This is a genomic window from Bradyrhizobium sp. BR 10289, from assembly GCF_019455385.1.
GTDB lineage: Bacteria > Pseudomonadota > Alphaproteobacteria > Rhizobiales > Xanthobacteraceae > Bradyrhizobium.
In genome coordinates this window covers 391,651-408,267 of the sequence record NZ_JACOFR010000004.1, presented here as the reverse complement: position 1 = coordinate 408,267, position 16,617 = coordinate 391,651, and the positions used below count along the sequence as shown (strand labels likewise).

General features: G+C 64.1%; 13 protein-coding genes. 9 read left to right on the top strand and 4 right to left on the bottom strand.

Features of this window, described 5'->3' with window-relative positions; all coding sequences use genetic code 11:
• From ccmE to HYH08_RS10745, 7 genes are all read left to right on the top strand, one after another.
• Positions 1 to 510, top strand: coding sequence for a cytochrome c maturation protein CcmE (gene ccmE / locus HYH08_RS10775; protein ID WP_220009750.1), 510 nt, complete (start codon positions 1 to 3; stop codon positions 508 to 510).
• Entirely contained in the window at positions 507 to 2,489 is a 1,983-nt protein-coding gene (locus HYH08_RS10770; protein ID WP_220009749.1) for a heme lyase CcmF/NrfE family subunit, read from the top strand. Before ccmE ends, HYH08_RS10770 begins: the two co-directional genes overlap by 4 nt.
• Positions 2,490 to 2,493: 4 nt before the next feature.
• Positions 2,494 to 2,976, top strand: coding sequence for a cytochrome c-type biogenesis protein (locus HYH08_RS10765; protein ID WP_220009748.1), 483 nt, complete (start codon positions 2,494 to 2,496; stop codon positions 2,974 to 2,976).
• 126 nt (positions 2,977 to 3,102) lie between these two features.
• Entirely contained in the window at positions 3,103 to 4,446 is a 1,344-nt protein-coding gene (locus tag HYH08_RS10760) for a methyl-accepting chemotaxis protein (protein ID WP_220009747.1), read from the top strand.
• 227 nt (positions 4,447 to 4,673) lie between these two features.
• On the top strand, positions 4,674 to 6,254 hold the full coding sequence (locus HYH08_RS10755) for a Do family serine endopeptidase (RefSeq protein WP_220009746.1): 1,581 nt from the start codon (positions 4,674 to 4,676) through the stop codon (positions 6,252 to 6,254).
• A 274-nt stretch (positions 6,255 to 6,528) separates the two neighbouring features.
• A complete protein-coding gene (locus tag HYH08_RS10750; protein WP_092024687.1) occupies positions 6,529 to 7,209 on the top strand; it encodes a response regulator transcription factor in 681 nt (226 codons plus the stop codon).
• A gap of 96 nt (positions 7,210 to 7,305) precedes the next feature.
• On the top strand, positions 7,306 to 8,289 hold the full coding sequence (locus HYH08_RS10745) for a zinc-dependent alcohol dehydrogenase family protein (protein ID WP_220009745.1): 984 nt from the start codon (positions 7,306 to 7,308) through the stop codon (positions 8,287 to 8,289).
• Between the two features lie 113 nt (positions 8,290 to 8,402).
• Here the strand turns inward: HYH08_RS10745 and HYH08_RS10740 are convergent, their stop codons facing one another.
• The 4 genes from HYH08_RS10740 to HYH08_RS10725 are packed head-to-tail and all read right to left on the bottom strand — an operon-like array spanning position 8,403 to position 13,945.
• On the bottom strand, positions 8,403 to 10,208 hold the full coding sequence (locus HYH08_RS10740; protein WP_220009744.1) for an ABC transporter permease subunit: 1,806 nt from the start codon (positions 10,206 to 10,208) through the stop codon (positions 8,403 to 8,405).
• Positions 10,209 to 10,253: 45 nt separating this feature from the next.
• Positions 10,254 to 11,615, bottom strand: coding sequence for an LLM class flavin-dependent oxidoreductase (locus tag HYH08_RS10735; protein ID WP_220009743.1), 1,362 nt, complete (start codon positions 11,613 to 11,615; stop codon positions 10,254 to 10,256).
• Between the two features lie 35 nt (positions 11,616 to 11,650).
• Complete coding sequence (locus HYH08_RS10730) at positions 11,651 to 12,730, bottom strand: ABC transporter substrate-binding protein (protein ID WP_220009742.1); 1,080 nt, start codon at positions 12,728 to 12,730, stop codon at positions 11,651 to 11,653.
• Positions 12,731 to 12,790: 60 nt separating this feature from the next.
• Positions 12,791 to 13,945: an ABC transporter ATP-binding protein gene (locus HYH08_RS10725; protein WP_228747717.1), complete on the bottom strand. Its 1,155-nt coding sequence runs from the start codon at positions 13,943 to 13,945 to the stop codon at positions 12,791 to 12,793.
• Positions 13,946 to 14,277: 332 nt separating this feature from the next.
• Between HYH08_RS10725 and HYH08_RS10720 the strand changes: the two genes are divergently transcribed.
• Together HYH08_RS10720 and HYH08_RS10715 are read left to right on the top strand one after the other, a co-directional pair.
• On the top strand, positions 14,278 to 15,024 hold the full coding sequence (locus HYH08_RS10720; protein WP_220009740.1) for a class II aldolase and adducin N-terminal domain-containing protein: 747 nt from the start codon (positions 14,278 to 14,280) through the stop codon (positions 15,022 to 15,024).
• Between the two features lie 67 nt (positions 15,025 to 15,091).
• Complete coding sequence (locus tag HYH08_RS10715; RefSeq protein ID WP_220009739.1) at positions 15,092 to 16,606, top strand: 4-hydroxyphenylacetate 3-hydroxylase family protein; 1,515 nt, start codon at positions 15,092 to 15,094, stop codon at positions 16,604 to 16,606.
• Positions 16,607 to 16,617: the final 11 nt, after the last annotated feature.

Here is a 16,617-nt window from a genome sequence, read left to right as displayed (position 1 = left end):
ATGACGCGCAAGCAGCGACGTATGACCATCATCGGCGGCTCGCTCGCCGTGCTCGCGCTTGCGGCGGCGTTGGTGCTCAACGCGCTGCGCGACTCCATCGTGTTCTTCTCGACGCCAACGATGGTTGCTGAGAAGCACGTCGCGCCCGGCAAGCGCTTTCGTCTGGGCGGCCTGGTGCAGCCGGGCTCGCTCCAGCGCGGCGACAACCTCGCGGTGACGTTTGAAGTTGCCGACGGCGGCGCCAAGCTGCCGGTCGCCTACAAGGGCATCCTGCCCGACCTGTTCCGTGAGGGGCAGGGCGTCGTCGCCGAAGGCGCGCTCGATGCCAACGGCGTGTTCAAGGCCGACACCGTGCTCGCCAAGCACGACGAGACCTACATGCCCAAGGATGTCGCCGATGCCCTGAAGAAGCAGGGCCACTGGAAGGACGATTACGGCGCGCAAGCCTCTGGTGGTGCAAAACCTGCGGCGACGACGGCGCAGGGCAACCCGCAGGGAGCGGTGCGGTGATCGCGGAATCAGGACATTACGCACTGGTGCTGGCGCTCGCGCTGGCGCTGATCCAGTCCATCGTGCCGCTGATCGGCGCGCGCCTGCGCGACGCCGCGCTGATGAACGTCGCGCGCTCGACCGCTCTGGCGCAACTGCTGTTCGTCGGTGCCTCGTTCGTTGCGCTCGTGACGTTGCATGTGAACTCGGACTTCTCCGTCGCCAACGTCTACGAGAATTCCCACTCGATGAAGCCGCTGCTCTACAAGATCACCGGCGTATGGGGAAACCATGAAGGCTCGATGCTGCTGTGGGTGTCGATCCTGGCGCTGTTCGGCGGCCTCGTCGCGGCATTCGGCAACAATCTGCCGCTGTCGCTGCGCGCGCATGTGCTCGCCGTGCAGGCCTGGATCGCCAGTGCCTTCTATCTCTTCATCCTGATCACCTCGAACCCGTTCCTGCGCATCGTCAATCCGCCGATCGAGGGACGCGATCTCAATCCGGTGCTGCAGGACATCGGCCTCGCCGTGCACCCGCCGATGCTCTATCTCGGCTATGTCGGCTTCTCGATCTCGTTCTCCTTCGCCATCGCGGCGCTGATGGAAGGCCGTATCGACGCGGCCTGGGCGCGCTGGGTGCGGCCGTGGACGCTGGTCGCCTGGATCTTCCTGACGCTGGGCATCGCGATGGGCTCGTACTGGGCCTATTACGAGCTCGGTTGGGGCGGCTGGTGGTTCTGGGATCCGGTCGAGAACGCCTCGCTGATGCCGTGGCTCGCCGGCACCGCGCTGTTGCATTCGGCGCTGGTGATGGAGAAGCGCAATGCGCTCAAGGTCTGGACCATTCTTCTGTCGATCCTGACCTTCTCGCTATCGCTGCTCGGCACCTTCCTGGTGCGCTCCGGCGTCATCACCTCGGTGCATGCCTTCGCCACTGATCCGACCCGCGGCGTGTTCATCCTCCTGATCCTCTGCCTGTTCATCGGCGGCAGCCTGTCGCTTTTCGCGGGACGCGCGACCTCGCTGAAGCAGGGCGGCCTGTTCGCGCCGATCTCGCGCGAGGGCGCGCTGGTGCTGAACAATCTCCTGCTCACCGTCGCCTGCGCGGTCGTGCTGTTCGGCACGCTCTATCCGCTGGCGATGGAGGTGATGGCCGATTTCAAGATGTCGGTCGGTGCGCCCTTCTACAACCTGACCTTCGTGCCGCTGTTCGCGCTGCTGCTGATCGCAGTGCCGTTCGGGCCGATGCTGGCGTGGAAGCGCGGTGATCTGCTCGGCGTCACCCAGCGGCTGCTCGCCGCCGGTGTCGCCGGGCTCGTTGCGGTGGCCATCGTCTGGGGCTGGACCAGCGGCGGCGCGACGCTGGCGCCGCTCGCGATCGGGCTCGGCATCTTCGTCATCGCAGGCAGCATCACCGACATCGTCGAGCGGACCGGCCTCATCCGTCTGCCGTTCGCGACGGCCATGCACCGCGCCCGCGGCTTGCCGCGCTCGGCCTGGGGCACGGCGTTCGCGCATGCCGGCCTCGGCGTCGCGCTGATCGGCATCGTCTGCGAGACCACCTGGAACAGCGAATACATCGCGACCATGAAGCAGAACGACGTTGCCCATGTCGCCGGCTACGATCTCAAGCTCGACGGCCTGTTTTCGCGCCAGGGGCCGAACTTCCGCGAGATGATCGCCGAGTTCAACGTCAGCCGCGATGGCGAGACGATCAGCGTCATGTCGCCGTCCAAGCGCAGCTTTACCACGCGCGGCTCCTCGACCACGGAGGCCGCGCTGCTGACGCGCGGCGCAAGTCAGCTCTATATCTCGCTTGGCGATGCCACTGCGGAAGGGGCGATCGCCGTGCGCATCTATCACAAGCCGCTGGTGCTCATGATCTGGTGGGGCCCCGTGCTGATGGCGTTCGGCGGCGTGTTGTCACTGTCCGACCGCCGCCTGCGCGTCGGCGCGCCGAAGCCGGCGCGGGCCAGACAGCGCCTGCAGCCGGCGGAGTGATCTGATGCGCCGGATGATGGCCGCGATCGTCGCACTCGTGCTGCTGGCCGTGCCGGCAGCGCACGCCGTGCAGCCCGACGAGATCATGTCGGATCCCGCAAAGGAAGCCCGTGCGCGCGAGCTGTCGCGCGAGCTGCGCTGCATGGTCTGCCAGAACCAGTCGATCGACGATTCCGATGCGCCGCTCGCGCGCGACCTGCGTCTGCTGGTGCGCGAGCGCATCTCGGCCGGCGACAGCAATTCGCAGGTGCTGGACTTCCTCGTCGCGCGCTACGGCGAGTTCGTGCTGCTCAAGCCGCGCTTCGAGCGGCAGACCATGGCGTTGTGGCTGCTCGCGCCGCTGCTGCTGATCGGCGGCGGCGTTGCGCTGTGGCTGCAGATCCGGCGTCGGGCGCGAAGCGGTGCAGACGTACCGGCTCCGCCGCTCACGCCCGAGGAAGAGGCGCGGCTTGCGGCTCTCATGTCGGACGAAGCCAAGTCGTCCTGACTTAAGTCAAGTCGTCCTGACCTCAGTAATGATACTTAGGCTGGCCGGGTCCGCTTACTTCATGCTCTGTTGACCTTTGTCTGGAAGCTTGTCGCGAGATTCGATTCCAGACCTTGAGTCCCCGAGATGTTCGCGAACAGCAATCTGACGATCCGCTTCCTGGTCGGCGCCGTCGTCGCTGCATTATTGTTCCTGCTGGGCATCGGCGGCGGCACCGGATTTGTCGCGGTGCTCTATCTCAACAACGAGATCACCAGCCTGTCGTCGGATTTTTCGGCGCTGAGCGGCTCCGCGCGTGACCATGCGATGCTGATCTACCAGCAGGCCCAGACGGCCTTCTCTTATTTCCTGATCGCCTGCGGCGTGATCGCAGTGGTCGCCGTCGCGATCTGTCTCGCCACTTTCTTCGCCGTGCGCAACGGCATCCTCAATCCGCTGGCGGCCATCGTGCATGCGATGCGCGAGGTCGCCGACCAGAAATTCGAAACGCCCGTGCCCGGCCTGGGCGGCAGCAACGAGATCGGCCTGCTTGCGGCTGCATTGGAAGTGTTCAAGACCAGCGGCATCGAGCGGCGCCGGCTCACCGAGCAGCAATTGCATGAGGCGCAGCACCAGGCCGAGCGGTCGAAATTCCTCGATGAGCGGATCAAACGCTTCAACGATCTCGTGGCCGGCGTCGTTGACAGCGTGGCGTCATCGGCCGTGCATTTGAAGAGCAATGCGGAAACCCTCTCGCGCACCGCCAACGACACCAGCACCAAGGCCAAGGCGGTTGCCAGCGCGGCAAGCCAGGCCAGCGCCAGCGTGCAGACGGTCGCGGGCTCGGCCGAGGAGATGACGAACTCGATCGGCACGATCAGCCGTCGGGTCACCGATGCGACCCAGCGCGCCGAGGGCGCCGCGTCCCAAGCCGAGAGGAGCCGCGACACCATCCACACGCTGTCGGATGCCGCCGACAAGATCGGCGAGGTCGTGCAGCTGGTGCAGGCGATCGCCTCGCAGACCAATCTGCTCGCGCTCAACGCCACCATCGAGGCGGCAAGGGCGGGGGAGGCCGGCAAGGGTTTTGCCGTGGTCGCCTCCGAGGTGAAGAGCCTCGCGCACCAGACCAGCAAGGCGACCGAGGAAATCACCGCGCACGTCGCCAGCATCCAGGGCATCACGGCAGAGACGCGCGAGGCGATCGACGGCATCTCGAAGACGCTGTCGGAGATCTCCTCGATCATGTCGGGCATCGAGGTCGACACCGCCCAACAGCGCAACGCGACGCAGGAGATCACAAGCAGCGCGCAGGACGCCGCCCACGGAACGCTCGACGTCTCCAATCACATCGTCCAGATCACCTCGACCTCAGCCGAGACCGGGCGCATGGCGGCCGAGGCGCGGGATTCCGCGGTCGATCTGTCGCGGCAGGCAGAGACCCTGAAGCGTGAAGTCGACGAGTTCATCGTCAGCGTCCGAGCCAGCTAAACGCCATTAACAAGCACGGTCCTTGCCGGTCGCAGGAACTCGATTAAGTTCCTGCGAGACCACGCCTTTTGGCCTGCGATAAACCGCCGCACCGCTCCTCGCCCTTCATTACAAAAGTTTAACCCCGCCGCCAGCGCACGGTAAGGCGCGAGCCCCCATCTTCAGGTCCGTAGGGTGCTGGCATCCGGCACCAAAAAGGAATTCAAGGCCCCCTGGAGATCCCCTGCATGAGCGACCGTATCGACCTCTCGAACCTTCCGTCCTACCGGCAGCCGCGCCGGTCGATTTTCTCGGCCCGCAGGATCGCGCTGATGGCGTCGGTCGTCGCAGGTCTCGGCATTGCCGTCCATGGCTTCAGCCCGTCGACCTCGCCCGCCGATCTGTTCTCCAGCCCGGCGCACGCGCAGGTCAACAACGAGGTCAAGAAGGTCGAGCGTCCGATCGGTTTTGCCGACATTGTCGAGCGCGTCAAACCGTCGGTGATCTCGGTGAAGGTCAACATCAAGGAAAAGACCGCGAGCAACGATGACGGCGACGATGCGCAGTCGCCGTTCCAGCCCGGCTCGCCGATGGAGCGCTTCTTCCGCCGCTTCGGCGGTCCGGATGGTTTCCCCGGTTTGAAGGGTGGTGGTCGTGGCCGCGTCGTGCAGGGCCAGGGCTCCGGTTTCTTCATCTCGGCTGACGGCTTTGCCGTGACCAACAACCACGTGGTCGACGGCGCCGACAAGGTCGAGGTCACCACCGACGACGGCAAGACCTACACCGCCAAGGTGATCGGCACCGACCAGCGCACCGACCTCGCCTTGATCAAGGTCGAGGGCGGCTCGAACTTCCCGTTTGCCAAGCTCGCGGACAGCAAGCCGCGGATCGGCGACTGGGTGCTCGCTGTCGGCAACCCCTTCGGCCTCGGCGGCACCGTGACCGCCGGCATCGTCTCGGCCAGCGGCCGCGACATCGGCAATGGCCCCTATGACGATTTCATCCAGATCGACGCGCCCGTGAACAAGGGCAATTCCGGCGGTCCGGCGTTCGACACCAACGGCGAGGTGATGGGCGTCAACACGGCGATCTACTCGCCCTCCGGCGGCAGCGTCGGCATCGCGTTCTCGATTCCTGCGAGCACCGTGAAGAGCGTCGTGGCCCAGCTCAAGGACAAGGGCTCGGTCAGCCGCGGCTGGATCGGCGTGCAGATCCAGCCCGTGACATCCGACATCGCCGACAGCCTCGGCATGAAGAAGGCCGAAGGCGCGCTGGTGGCGGAGCCGCAGAAGGACGGTCCGGCGGCCAAGGCCGGCATCGAGTCCGGCGACGTGATCACGTCGGTCAACGGCGAACCCGTCAAGGACGCCCGCGAGCTTGCCCGCACCATCGGCGGCATGGCGCCCGGCGCGTCCGTCAAGCTCAACGTGCTGCACAAGGGCCAGGACAAGGTCGTCACCATGACCCTCGGCCAGCTGCCGAACACGGTCGAGGCCAAGGCTGACATCGATAACGACAGCGGCAAGGGCGCGAGCAAGGGCACCGATGTGCCGAAGCTCGGCATGACCGTGGCGCCCGCCAATACCGTCGCCGGCGCCGGCAAGGACGGCGTCGTCGTCACCGAAGTCGATCCGAAGAGCGCCGCGGCCGAACGCGGCTTCAAGGAAGGTGACGTGATCCTCGAGGTCGGCGGCAAGACCGTGGCCACCGCCGGCGACGTCCGCGACGCCATCACCGCGGCGCGGACCGACAACAAGAACAGCGTCCTGATGCGCGTGAAGAGCGGCGGCCAGTCGCGCTTCGTCGCCATCCCCCTCGCCAAGGGCTGAGCGCGAGGAGCTTTCGAGATGAGGGGTGCCCGCGGCATCAGTCGCCCCCGCCGCCGGCGCCCTTCGGGGGAGCAGCGTAACGTTCGCTTCCCCAGTCTACCTTCCGGTGGAATTACGCCCCCCCTCCGTCGGAAGGCCTAGGGCGGTGAGGTCCCCCCAGCTTCACCGCCCGCCCTTTTTGGCTACCTACCTCCCGTTCGCTTGGCTTGCATGCGATTGCCGCTCGCGCCATGTTTAGAGAAGGTTGACCTCCTTGACCGCCGCCGAACGCACGATGCGCCTCCTCATCATTGAAGACGACCGTGAATCCGCCGACTACCTCGTGAAGGCGTTTCGCGAGGTCGGACACATCGCCGACCACGCCGCCGACGGCGAGGAGGGCCTCGCCATGGCCGAGAACGGCGAGTACGACGTGCTGGTGGTCGACCGCATGCTGCCCAAGCGCGACGGCCTGTCGCTGATCGGCGCGCTACGCGCCAAGGACGATACGACGCCGGTGCTGATTCTCTCGGCGCTCGGCCAGGTCGACGACCGCATCAAGGGCCTGCGCGCCGGCGGCGACGACTATCTGCCAAAACCCTATTCCTTCGCCGAGCTGCTCGCCCGCGTCGAGGTGCTGTCGCGCCGCCGCGGCGGCCCCGCCGAGGACACGCTCTACCGCGTCGGCGATCTCGAGCTCGACCGGCTCTCCCACCGCGTCGCCCGCGGCAAGGACGAGCTGACGCTGCAGCCGCGCGAATTTCGTTTGCTCGAATACCTCATGAAGCATGCCGGCCAGGTGGTGACGCGCACCATGCTGCTGGAGAACGTGTGGGACTATCATTTCGATCCGCAGACCAACGTGATCGACGTGCACATTTCGCGGCTGCGCTCCAAGATCGACAAGGGTTTTGAGCGCCCGCTGCTGCACACGATCCGCGGCGCCGGGTACATGATCCGAGACGGGATCAGATAAGATACGTGAAGCTTTGCCCGGCCGCGGGACCGGAGTTCAATGGTGTCGCCGTTCGCCTCGACGAAAGACAAGAAGGGCTAAACGAGGCAGCGATCAATGCATGCAATGATCCTGACTGCGCGCGGCAAGCCGCTTTCATTTCAGGAGCGAGCGGATCCCGTTCCTGGACGAGGCGAGGTTCGCATCAAGGTCAGTGCCTGCGGAGTTTGTCGAACCGATCTGCACGTCGTTGACGGTGAGCTGCCCGACATTCCCTATCCGATCGTTCCGGGCCATGAGATCGTCGGCCGCGTCGATGCGCTGGGCGAGGATGTCAAGGATCTGGTCCCAGGCATGCGTGTCGGCGTACCCTGGCTTGGTTACACCTGCGGAGAGTGCCTCTACTGCCGCATCGGGAAGGAAAATCTCTGCGATCGCGCCAAGTTCACCGGCTACACGCGCGATGGTGGTTTTGCCAGCCATCTGGTCGCCGATGCCAGGTATTGCTTTCCACTTGGTGAGGACGGCGATGACGCATCCATCGCCCCGCTGCTCTGCGCCGGTCTGATCGGCTGGAGATCGCTGGTCATGGCTGGCGAGGACAAAGCATTGGGCATCTATGGCTTTGGCGCGGCAGGTCATATCGTGGCGCAGCTTGCTCGAAAACAAGGCCGGGCCGTCTATGCCTTTACGCGTGCCGGCGATCGGGATGCGCAGCAGCTTGCGCTTTCGCTCGGCGTGGATTGGGCCGGCGCTTCCGAGGACAGGCCGCCGATCGAGCTCGACGCCGCAATCATCTATGCACCTGTTGGCGCATTGGTACCGATTGCCCTGCGCGCGGTGCGGAAGGGCGGCCGTGTCGTCTGCGCCGGCATCCATATGTCTGACATTCCCGCATTCCCATACGATAGTCTCTGGGGAGAACGGCAGATCATGTCGGTGGCAAATCTGACGCGGCGCGACGGAACCGATTTCCTCGCAGCCGCCGCCAAGGCCGGTATTCGAACACACACGACGGTATTCCCGCTGACCGAGGCCAACGAAGCGCTCGCTCGCTTGAGGGAGGGTAAGCTCGTTGGCGCTGCCGTGCTCCGTCCGTGACGTATCGTTGCAGCTTCAAATGAAAGCAAAGTATCAATCGGCGTTCAATTTGCGCTCTTTGATCCGTGGATTCTGGACCGCTGCGTGCAGTCCCCTCGCACGACGCGCACGCCTCACGAATCCCTGGTAGCGGCGGGACCGGACGCGGGCGAGCGGCGCGCCTGAACGATCTCGATGATCGCAAACATGACGATCACGACCAGGAGCACGACGACGGACGCTGCGGCGATGACCGGGCTGACCTGCAGCAGAATCCCATCCCACATCTGCTTCGGCAGGGTCGTCTTGATGCCACCACCGACGAACAGCGCGACCGTCAGTTCCTCGAACGATTGCAGAAAGCCGGTCACGAAGCCGACGGCAAGGCCGCCAGCCACCAGCGGCAAGGTGATGCGCCAGAACGTGCGCAGCCGTCCGGCGCCGAGCGTCGAGGCCGCCGCATCGAGCTTCCAGTCATACCCCTTGAAGGTCGCCAGCATGACCATGAACACCACGGGCATGGCGATAACCGTGTGGCCGATGGTGATGCCAACGTTGCTTGCCACCAACCCCATCCGCGCGAATAGATAGAACAGCGCGATCGCGATCACGATGGACGGGACCATCATCGGTGAGAGGCAGAGGAGGAACGCGATGCCGCCCAGCCGGCTGCGCGTCCTGGCGACCCCGTAGGCCGCCATCGACGCGATCAGCAGCGTGATGGCCGCCGTCGCGAATCCGATTCCGAATGAACGGGTCATCGCGCCGAGCCAGAGCGGGGAGGCAAAGAACTGCTCGAACCAGCGCCCACTCCAACTCGGCGGCGGAAACGACAGAAAAGTCGAGCCGGTGAAGGCCATTGGGACAAAGGCGATGATCGGCGCCAGCAGCAAAGCGATCATGACCCAGGCGTAGATCGAAAGCAGGACGCCCCCGCGCAGACCGCGGATGTTGCGTTTCCAGATCTCCTCGATCATGCCGCAGATCAGGCCGGCGGCGTTGACCATGGCAAGTCCGGCCCGGCGTATCGGGCCGTTGGTCTTCGTTGGTCTTCCTTGGCCCGTCGTCACGGCCGACAGGTCGAAGATCCGATCGTAGATGAAACAGATCGCGATGGTCGAGATCAGAAGGATCGCGGCGAGTGCGCTGCCGAGCTGCCAGTTCTGCAGCTCATTGATCTGCAGGATGATGAGCTGCCCGATCATCGTTTCCCTGGCGCCGCCGACAAGCGCCGGCGTGATGAAGAAGCCGAGCGAGGCGACAAGAACGAGGAGGCCCGCCGAAGCGACCCCGCGGATCGAGGGTTGGAAGAACACCTGCCAGAACGCGCGCGCGCCGTTCGCGCCAAGTGTCGATGCCGCCATCGTCAGGCGGCGGTCGATCTGGTTCATGACCGGCAACATCGTGATGACCGCGAGCGGCAGCAGCGTGTGCACCATCGCGAAGATGACGGTGGTGCGTCCGAACAGCAATTGATCTCCGCCCTTCAGGCCGATCGCGGCCATGGTTTTCGCCACGATCCCGTTGCGCCCGAGCAGCACCAGCCAGGAAAAGTTCTTGATCAGCGCGCTGGTCCAGAACGGCAGCAATACGAACAAGGCGGCGATGCGCTGCTGGTGGGCCGGCTTCTGCGACAGCCAATAGGCGAGGGGATAGCCAAGCACCAGGCAGAGCACAGTGGTCCAGAGCGCGACCTGGAATGTCGTCGACAGCACGGTGAGATAGGGGCCGCCGTTCCAGATTCGCAGGAACGGAGCGAAAGTCAGCGCGCCGGTGACCTTGTCCATCACGCTGACGGACAACATCTGTGCGGTCGGCCAGACCAGAAACAAGCCCAGGAAGCCGAGGCCGGGCAGCGCCAGCCACAGCGGATCGAGCTTGCGTTTGCGCGCCTTGGTGCGCGGATGCTCGACAACTCCGAGAGACGCAATATCGGCCATCACTCAGTGCTCTCGTTCGATCCGTCGGAGCGCGGTCATCTCGGCCTATGCGCGCTTGGCAGTCCGCGTGGACGCCAATGCGGTGTGGCGGTTCTCAGGCCGTGCCAGGCCGAGGTGCTCACGGAGGGTTCGTCCTTCATAGTCGTGGCGGAACCGTCCGCGTCGCTGCAGCTCCGGGACCACCTTCTCGACGAAGTCTGTCATCGTGCTCGGCAGCGCTACGAAAGAGATCATGAACCCGTCGCAGGCACCCGCCTCGATCCAGGCCTCCATGTGATCGGCCACCTGGGTCGCGGTGCCGCAGAACGTTGCCTTGGCGCGATTGAAGCGGCGCGCGATCTCGCGCAACGTCAGGCCCTGGCGGATCAAGCCTGCGATCTCGTCGAAATAAGCCTTGTGGAGGTTTGATGTCGCGGGAATCCGGCTGACCGGCACCGGTTCGTCGAGCGGGAGATCCGACAGGTCGGTTTCGAGATCCTGTCCGAGGCGCAAGATGCCGACATCGGGATGGACGAGGTCCTGCCAGCGATCGAGCTTGTCGCGGGCTTCCTGCTCGGTGTCGCCGATCACGACTGAAATTCCCGAGGCGATCTTCAGATCGTCGGGCCGACGGCCGAACTTGGCCATCCGCGTCTTGAGATCGCTGTAGAAGGCTTTGGCGGCATCGAGATTGCCGCTCGATCCGAACACCACTTCGGCATGTTCGGCCGCGAAGTCGCGACCGGTGTCGGACGCGCCGGCCTGGATGATGACCGGGCGGCCCTGCGGCGAGCGTTCGATGTTGAGCGCGCCATGCACGGTGAAGTACTTGCCCTTGTGATCGACCAGATGCTGCTTCTCGGGCAGGAAGCTCTGGCACGTCTCCTTGTCGTAGACGAAGGCGCCGTCTTCCCAGGTGTCCCAGAGCGCCTCGACGACTTCGAGAAACTCCTTCGCCTTGGTGTAGCGGTCGGCGTGCGGGGGGAGTCGTTCGAGACCAAAATTGCGCGCCGCATAATCGTTGGCGGACGTCACCACGTTCCAGGCGGCGCGGCCATGCGAGATGTGATCCAGTGAGGAGAACAGCCTGGCGATATTATACGGTTCGTAGAAGCTGGTTGATGCGGTCGCCCCGAGGCCGATACGGGTCGTCGCCCCCGCGATGGCCGAAAGCAGCGTGATCGGCTCCAGGACGTTCATGAACAGCGGCGACCGGCTCCAGGCTCTCAGATTCTCGGTGCGCGCGGCCGGCGTGTCCGCGATGAAGAAGAAGTCGAACTTGCCGCGTTCGGCGAGTTGCGCCATCTCGCGGTAGTAGTCGATATCGGTCGAAGCGTGCGGCCGCGCCTCGTCCATCAACCAGGACGCCGCATGCGATCCGTTGGCATGCACCAGCGCACCGATCACCATCTGCTTCTTCTTGCTCATGACCATCCCTCCATGTTTTCGTGCCGCCGCAGAGATTATTTCTTGCCGCCCATCAGCAGCCATTCCTGGAAGCGCTCGGAGACTGCCGCGTAGTTCTTGCCCCAATAGGCATAGTCGCGCACGGTGAGCCCGGCGAGATTGTCAGGGAGAGTCGGAAGCACCTTGGCGCGTTCGGGCGTGATGAACTTGTAGGCCTTGAGGTTGCTCGGACCGTTGGCGACGATGCTGGAATAGGCGGCCTGGCGCTCGGGTTGCATGGAGAATTTCACGAATTCACGGGCTTGCTTCAGCTTCGTCGTTCCCAGCGGAATCGACCAGCCGTCGATGGAGTAGAGGCCTTTCCAGACGATGTTGACCGGAGCGCCGGAATCGATTGCGGCAAAGGCGCGCGCTGACCAGGTGTCGGCCATGTCGACTTCGCCGTTCTGCAGGATCTGGGTGTTCTGAGCGCCCGCGGTCCACCACACCGCGACCTCGGAGCGGATCTTGTCCATCATCTTGAAGGCGCGGTCGACGTCGAGGGGATAGAGATTCTTCGGGTCCACCCCATCGGCGAGCAGCGCCGATTCCAGCACCCCCTTGGGATTGCGATAGAGGCCGCGGCGCCCCGGAAACTTGGTCGTGTTCCAGAAATCGGCCCAGCCCGTCGGGGCCTCCTTCTTGTAAACGTCGGTGCGGTAGGCCATCACGATGCCGTAGGCCGAGAAGCCGAACCAGTTCGGCATCAGAGCGCCCGGAATCAGTTCATCATCCGGCCCCTTGGTGATTTCGAGCGGCTCGAGGTAGTTCTTCTCCTGGGTCAGGCGCAGCACGTCGTCGGGGGTCACCATGCAGACGTCCCAGAGCTTGCTGTTCGTGTCGACGATGACCTTGAACTGCGTGACCGGGTCGGATTCGTGGGCAACGCCTTCGACGCGGATGCCGGTGGCCTTCTCGAATGGATCATAGAAGGCGGTGCGCAGTGCCGCGCCCGGGGCGCCGCCGACGTCAGCGACGGTGATCTGCTCGGCCGCACTGGCCCGTCCGGACCAGACCGCGGGCAGTGCGACGCCGGTGGCGGCGACGCCTGCGGCCTTCAGAAGCTTTCGTCGTGAGATGCGCGTGGTGGCGGACATTGTTGTTCTCCCCGTGATGCACTGACTGATGTCGGAACGGCGTGATGTAATGGCGTGGCGTCATGCGCCCGATATTGATGGACTGCTGTCGAGGACCCTGGCCTGGTTGCGCTCCCACCGGATAAAGACGTTCTCGTCGATTTCGACCGGCGGCAGGCCGGCCGTACGACGCACGGTGATCGCGGTGCCGCTGGCGAGGCGGACCAGAAGCCGCGTCTCCGAACCCGCATAGATGCTTTCCTGAACACGACCGCTCAACAGCGCGTCGTCACCGCCGCAGAGAACGAGCTTTTCCGGGCGCACCACCAGCGCAGCCGGTCGGCCGGGCTGCATATCGCAACCGTCGGGCAGCGGCAGGATGCCATCGCGTGTCTCGAGGCGTCCGTTGGCAGCAATGCTGCCATGGATCAGATTGGACGCGCCGATGAAATCGGCGACGAACGTGTTGGCCGGCCGTTCGTAGATGTCCTGGGGCGTACCGAGCTGCTCGATTCGGCCCTCGTTCATCAGGCATATGCGGTCAGCCAGTGCGAGGGCTTCTTCCTGATCGTGCGTCACGAAGATGATGGTTGCACCGGTCTCGCGGTGCAGTCGCTTGATCTCGATCCGCATGTCCTCCCTGAGCTTCTTGTCGAGGGCGGACAGTGACTCATCCATCAGGATCAGCGACGGCCGATAGACGAAGCAGCGCGCCAGCGCGACGCGCTGCTGCTGGCCGCCGGACAGTTCGCGGGGAAAGCGGTTGGCGAAGTCCGACAGCCCGACCATCGCGAGTGTGGCGTCCGCCCGGCTCTTGATTTCAGCCGCGGGAACGCGCCGCATCTGCAGCGGGAACGCGACGTTTTCACGGACAGTGAGGTGAGGGAACAGTGCGTAGTTCTGAAACACCACGCCGATGTCGCGCTTGTCAGCGGAATTGTCGGTCTCGTCGCGGCCATCGATGATCAGCTGGCCGCCCGAGGGCTCGACCAGACCGCAGATGATCTGGAGGAGCGTCGTCTTGCCGGACCCCGATGGACCGAGAACCGCGAGCAGCTCGCCGGCGACGACCTTCAGCTCGATCGGTCCGAGCACCGTTGCCTCGCCGTAAGCCTTCGAGATGCCGCGCACATGCAGCTTGACGGTCGATGCGGCCGGTGCCGATGCGGACGTCTGGTCCGATGGGGCGAGCCTGGAGGCCGTATCCTGTGCATTGCGCGACGATCGCCACAACATACGAAACACGTCGCTACGGCGGCTTCGAAGGGGTGGAGCGGCACGGATCGCGTCCATTACAGATCCTGTCAGGTCAACTCGGACAAAGTAAGCCGTCGGGATCCGCAACGTGTAAATTACGAAAACCGGGCCCTTTGCTTAGACGAGGCCTAATCGATGCGGTTGCGGAATTATTGGGCGAACAGTGATCAACCCTTGATCTTCTCGCCTTCGGCGTTGGCGATCGACCGCTATAGCTTTCCGGTAATCAGCGGCGACGATTTTCTTATTTTACGCCTGCAACGGAATCCATAAGTCTCCCGGCCTGACCTCGCGTCTCGGAGGAGCCATAGATGACGAATTCCGCCACCTTGCCGGACGAGCAGCAGCTTCGTGTTGATCTCGCCGCCGCGTTCCGCAGCATCGCGAGGCTTGGCATGCACGAGGCCGTCGCCAACCATTTCAGTGCCGCGATCTCCGCCGACGGACGTCGCTTCCTGATGAATCCGAAGTGGCGGCACTTTTCGCGCATCAAGGCCAGCGACCTGGTTCTGTTCGACCTTGATGACGAGCGAGGCGTCGAGGGACGGCCGGACGTCGATCCGACGGCCTGGGCCATCCATGGCCAGATGCACAGGCAACTGCCCCAGGCACGGGTCGTGATGCATCTCCATCCGCCTTTCGCGACCACGATCGCATCGCTGATGGATCCCCAGATCAAGCCGATCGATCAGAATACCGCGCGCTATTTCAATCGCCTTGCCATCGACGACCGCTATGGCGGCATGGCCGACAGTGAGCAGGAAGGCGCGCGCCTTGCCGCGCTGCTTGGCAACAAGTCGCGGTTGATGATGGGAAACCACGGCGTGCTCGTGATCGCCAATACGGTCGGCGAAGCCTTCGACGACATCTACACGCTCGAGCGTGCCTGCCAGATCCTGGTCCAGGCCTACGCGACGGGGCAACCGTTGAAAGTGCTCCCCGACGCCGTCGCTGAAAGCACGGCGCAGGATTGGGAGCAGATTACGGATTTCTCGATCGCGCATTTCGAGGAGATGAAGTGCATCCTGGATGCCGAGGACCCGTCCTACGCGCATTGACGGTTGCCGGAGAGCGGTGTTCCGGCAGGTCTCGGAATGCCGCTGAGAGATCGAGACAGGAGCGGGCATGATACGCACGGGCGAAGAATACAAAGCCTCCATTCGCGACGGCCGCGCGGTCTATATGAACGGCGAGAAGATCAAGGACGTCACCGTCCATCCGGCGTTCAAGCCGCTGGTTGACCTCAGGGCACGGATCTACAACCTTCAGCATGACCCGGCGACGCGGCATCTGATGACCTACCGCGAGGACGGCGAGGTCAATGCGATCAACAACAAGTTGCCGCTCAGTCAGCAGGATTGGTGGGACAAGCGTCGCGCGACCGATACGGTTCTCGAGGATGTCGGCGGCATCATCACCCGCGTCGGCGACGAGACGGTCGGCGAAATGTGGTCGCTGTTCGACGGGCAGGACGTGCTCAACGACGTCGATCCGCAATTCTCCAAAAACATTCGCAACCACATTCTGAAGGTGCTGCACTCCGATCCGTTCCACGTCTCGGCAAATACGGACCCCAAGGGGGACCGCTCCAAGGCCCCGCAGGACCAGGATCCCGACATGTTGCTGCATGTCGTGAAGGAGACCGACGCCGGGATCGTGGTGCGTGGCGCCAAATACGAGACAGCCGCGGCCTACGCCAATCAGGCGTTCACCAAGCCGACCATCGCGAATTGGGGCGATGACGCCTATTCCGATTACGCGGTTGGGTTCATCTGCGATCTCAATGCCCCAAGCCTCAAATTCATCTGCCGCACCGGCTTTGCGGGCCGCGCCCCGGCCGAAGACTACCCGTTGTCGAACCGGTTCGACGAGGTCGATACGCTGGTGATCTTCGACGACGTCCTGATACCTTGGGACAATGTGCTGTTCTATCGGCATACGAAGGCGGCGGCCTACATCCGGGCCACGCTGCATCGCTACTCGGCCTTTGCCTTCGTGCAGCGGAATCTGAAATTGGCCGACATGCTGATCGGCGCGGCGCTGTTCAACGTTCGCCAGACCGGGCTCGAGAAACGGCAAGCCGTGCAGGAAAAGCTCTCCAATCTCGCGATCTATCGCGAGGGGATCAACGCGCATCTGACGGCGGCAATCGCTTTGCCCGAGCGCAGCCCGGGCGGCCTGATGATGCCCAACCAGTCGCTGCTCTATACCGGGCGCGTGCTGGCTTGCTCGCAGCTGCACGAGATGATGCACGTTGCGCGCGAACTGTGCGGCGGCCAGGTCTGCGTGACGCCGGACAAGGCGGCATTCGAGGATGCCGAGACCGGGCCGTGGCTGGAGAAGTTCTACACCGTCAATGAGCATTGGATCGCCGATGACCGGCGCCGGCTACTGTCCTTTGCGCGCGACCTGCTCAACTCGGACTATGCGGGCCATCGGCTGACCTTCCAGCTGTTCGCGCAGTCGGCGCCGTTCGCGCACCTTGCCGCGGTCTATCGAAATTTCGATTGGGACGGTCCGCTCGATTTCGTGCGCAGATCCGCAGGACTCTCGGAGAGGGTCATGAAAGAGAAGGGTGCTCAGACCGGGGATCGTGCCGTCAACCAATGGTTTGGACAGATCCGCGATGCGGCCGAATAGCGAGAGGGCAT

Bases quoted from the DNA above. Each gene is read 5' to 3' on its own strand.
- HYH08_RS10725 (WP_228747717.1), bottom strand. From the start codon at position 13,945: ATGTTGTGGCGATCGTCGCGCAATGCACAGGATACGGCCTCCAGGCTC.
- HYH08_RS10755 (WP_220009746.1), top strand. From the start codon at position 4,674: ATGAGCGACCGTATCGACCTCTCGAACCTTCCGTCCTACCGGCAGCCG.
- HYH08_RS10740 (WP_220009744.1), bottom strand. From the start codon at position 10,208: ATGGCCGATATTGCGTCTCTCGGAGTTGTCGAGCATCCGCGCACCAAG.
- HYH08_RS10750 (WP_092024687.1), top strand. From the start codon at position 6,529: ATGCGCCTCCTCATCATTGAAGACGACCGTGAATCCGCCGACTACCTC.
- HYH08_RS10745 (WP_220009745.1), top strand. From the start codon at position 7,306: ATGCATGCAATGATCCTGACTGCGCGCGGCAAGCCGCTTTCATTTCAG.
- HYH08_RS10735 (WP_220009743.1), bottom strand. From the start codon at position 11,615: ATGAGCAAGAAGAAGCAGATGGTGATCGGTGCGCTGGTGCATGCCAAC.
- HYH08_RS10730 (WP_220009742.1), bottom strand. From the start codon at position 12,730: ATGTCCGCCACCACGCGCATCTCACGACGAAAGCTTCTGAAGGCCGCA.
- HYH08_RS10765 (WP_220009748.1), top strand. From the start codon at position 2,494: ATGCGCCGGATGATGGCCGCGATCGTCGCACTCGTGCTGCTGGCCGTG.
- HYH08_RS10720 (WP_220009740.1), top strand. From the start codon at position 14,278: ATGACGAATTCCGCCACCTTGCCGGACGAGCAGCAGCTTCGTGTTGAT.
- HYH08_RS10715 (WP_220009739.1), top strand. From the start codon at position 15,092: ATGATACGCACGGGCGAAGAATACAAAGCCTCCATTCGCGACGGCCGC.
- HYH08_RS10760 (WP_220009747.1), top strand. From the start codon at position 3,103: ATGTTCGCGAACAGCAATCTGACGATCCGCTTCCTGGTCGGCGCCGTC.
- ccmE (WP_220009750.1), top strand. From the start codon at position 1: ATGACGCGCAAGCAGCGACGTATGACCATCATCGGCGGCTCGCTCGCC.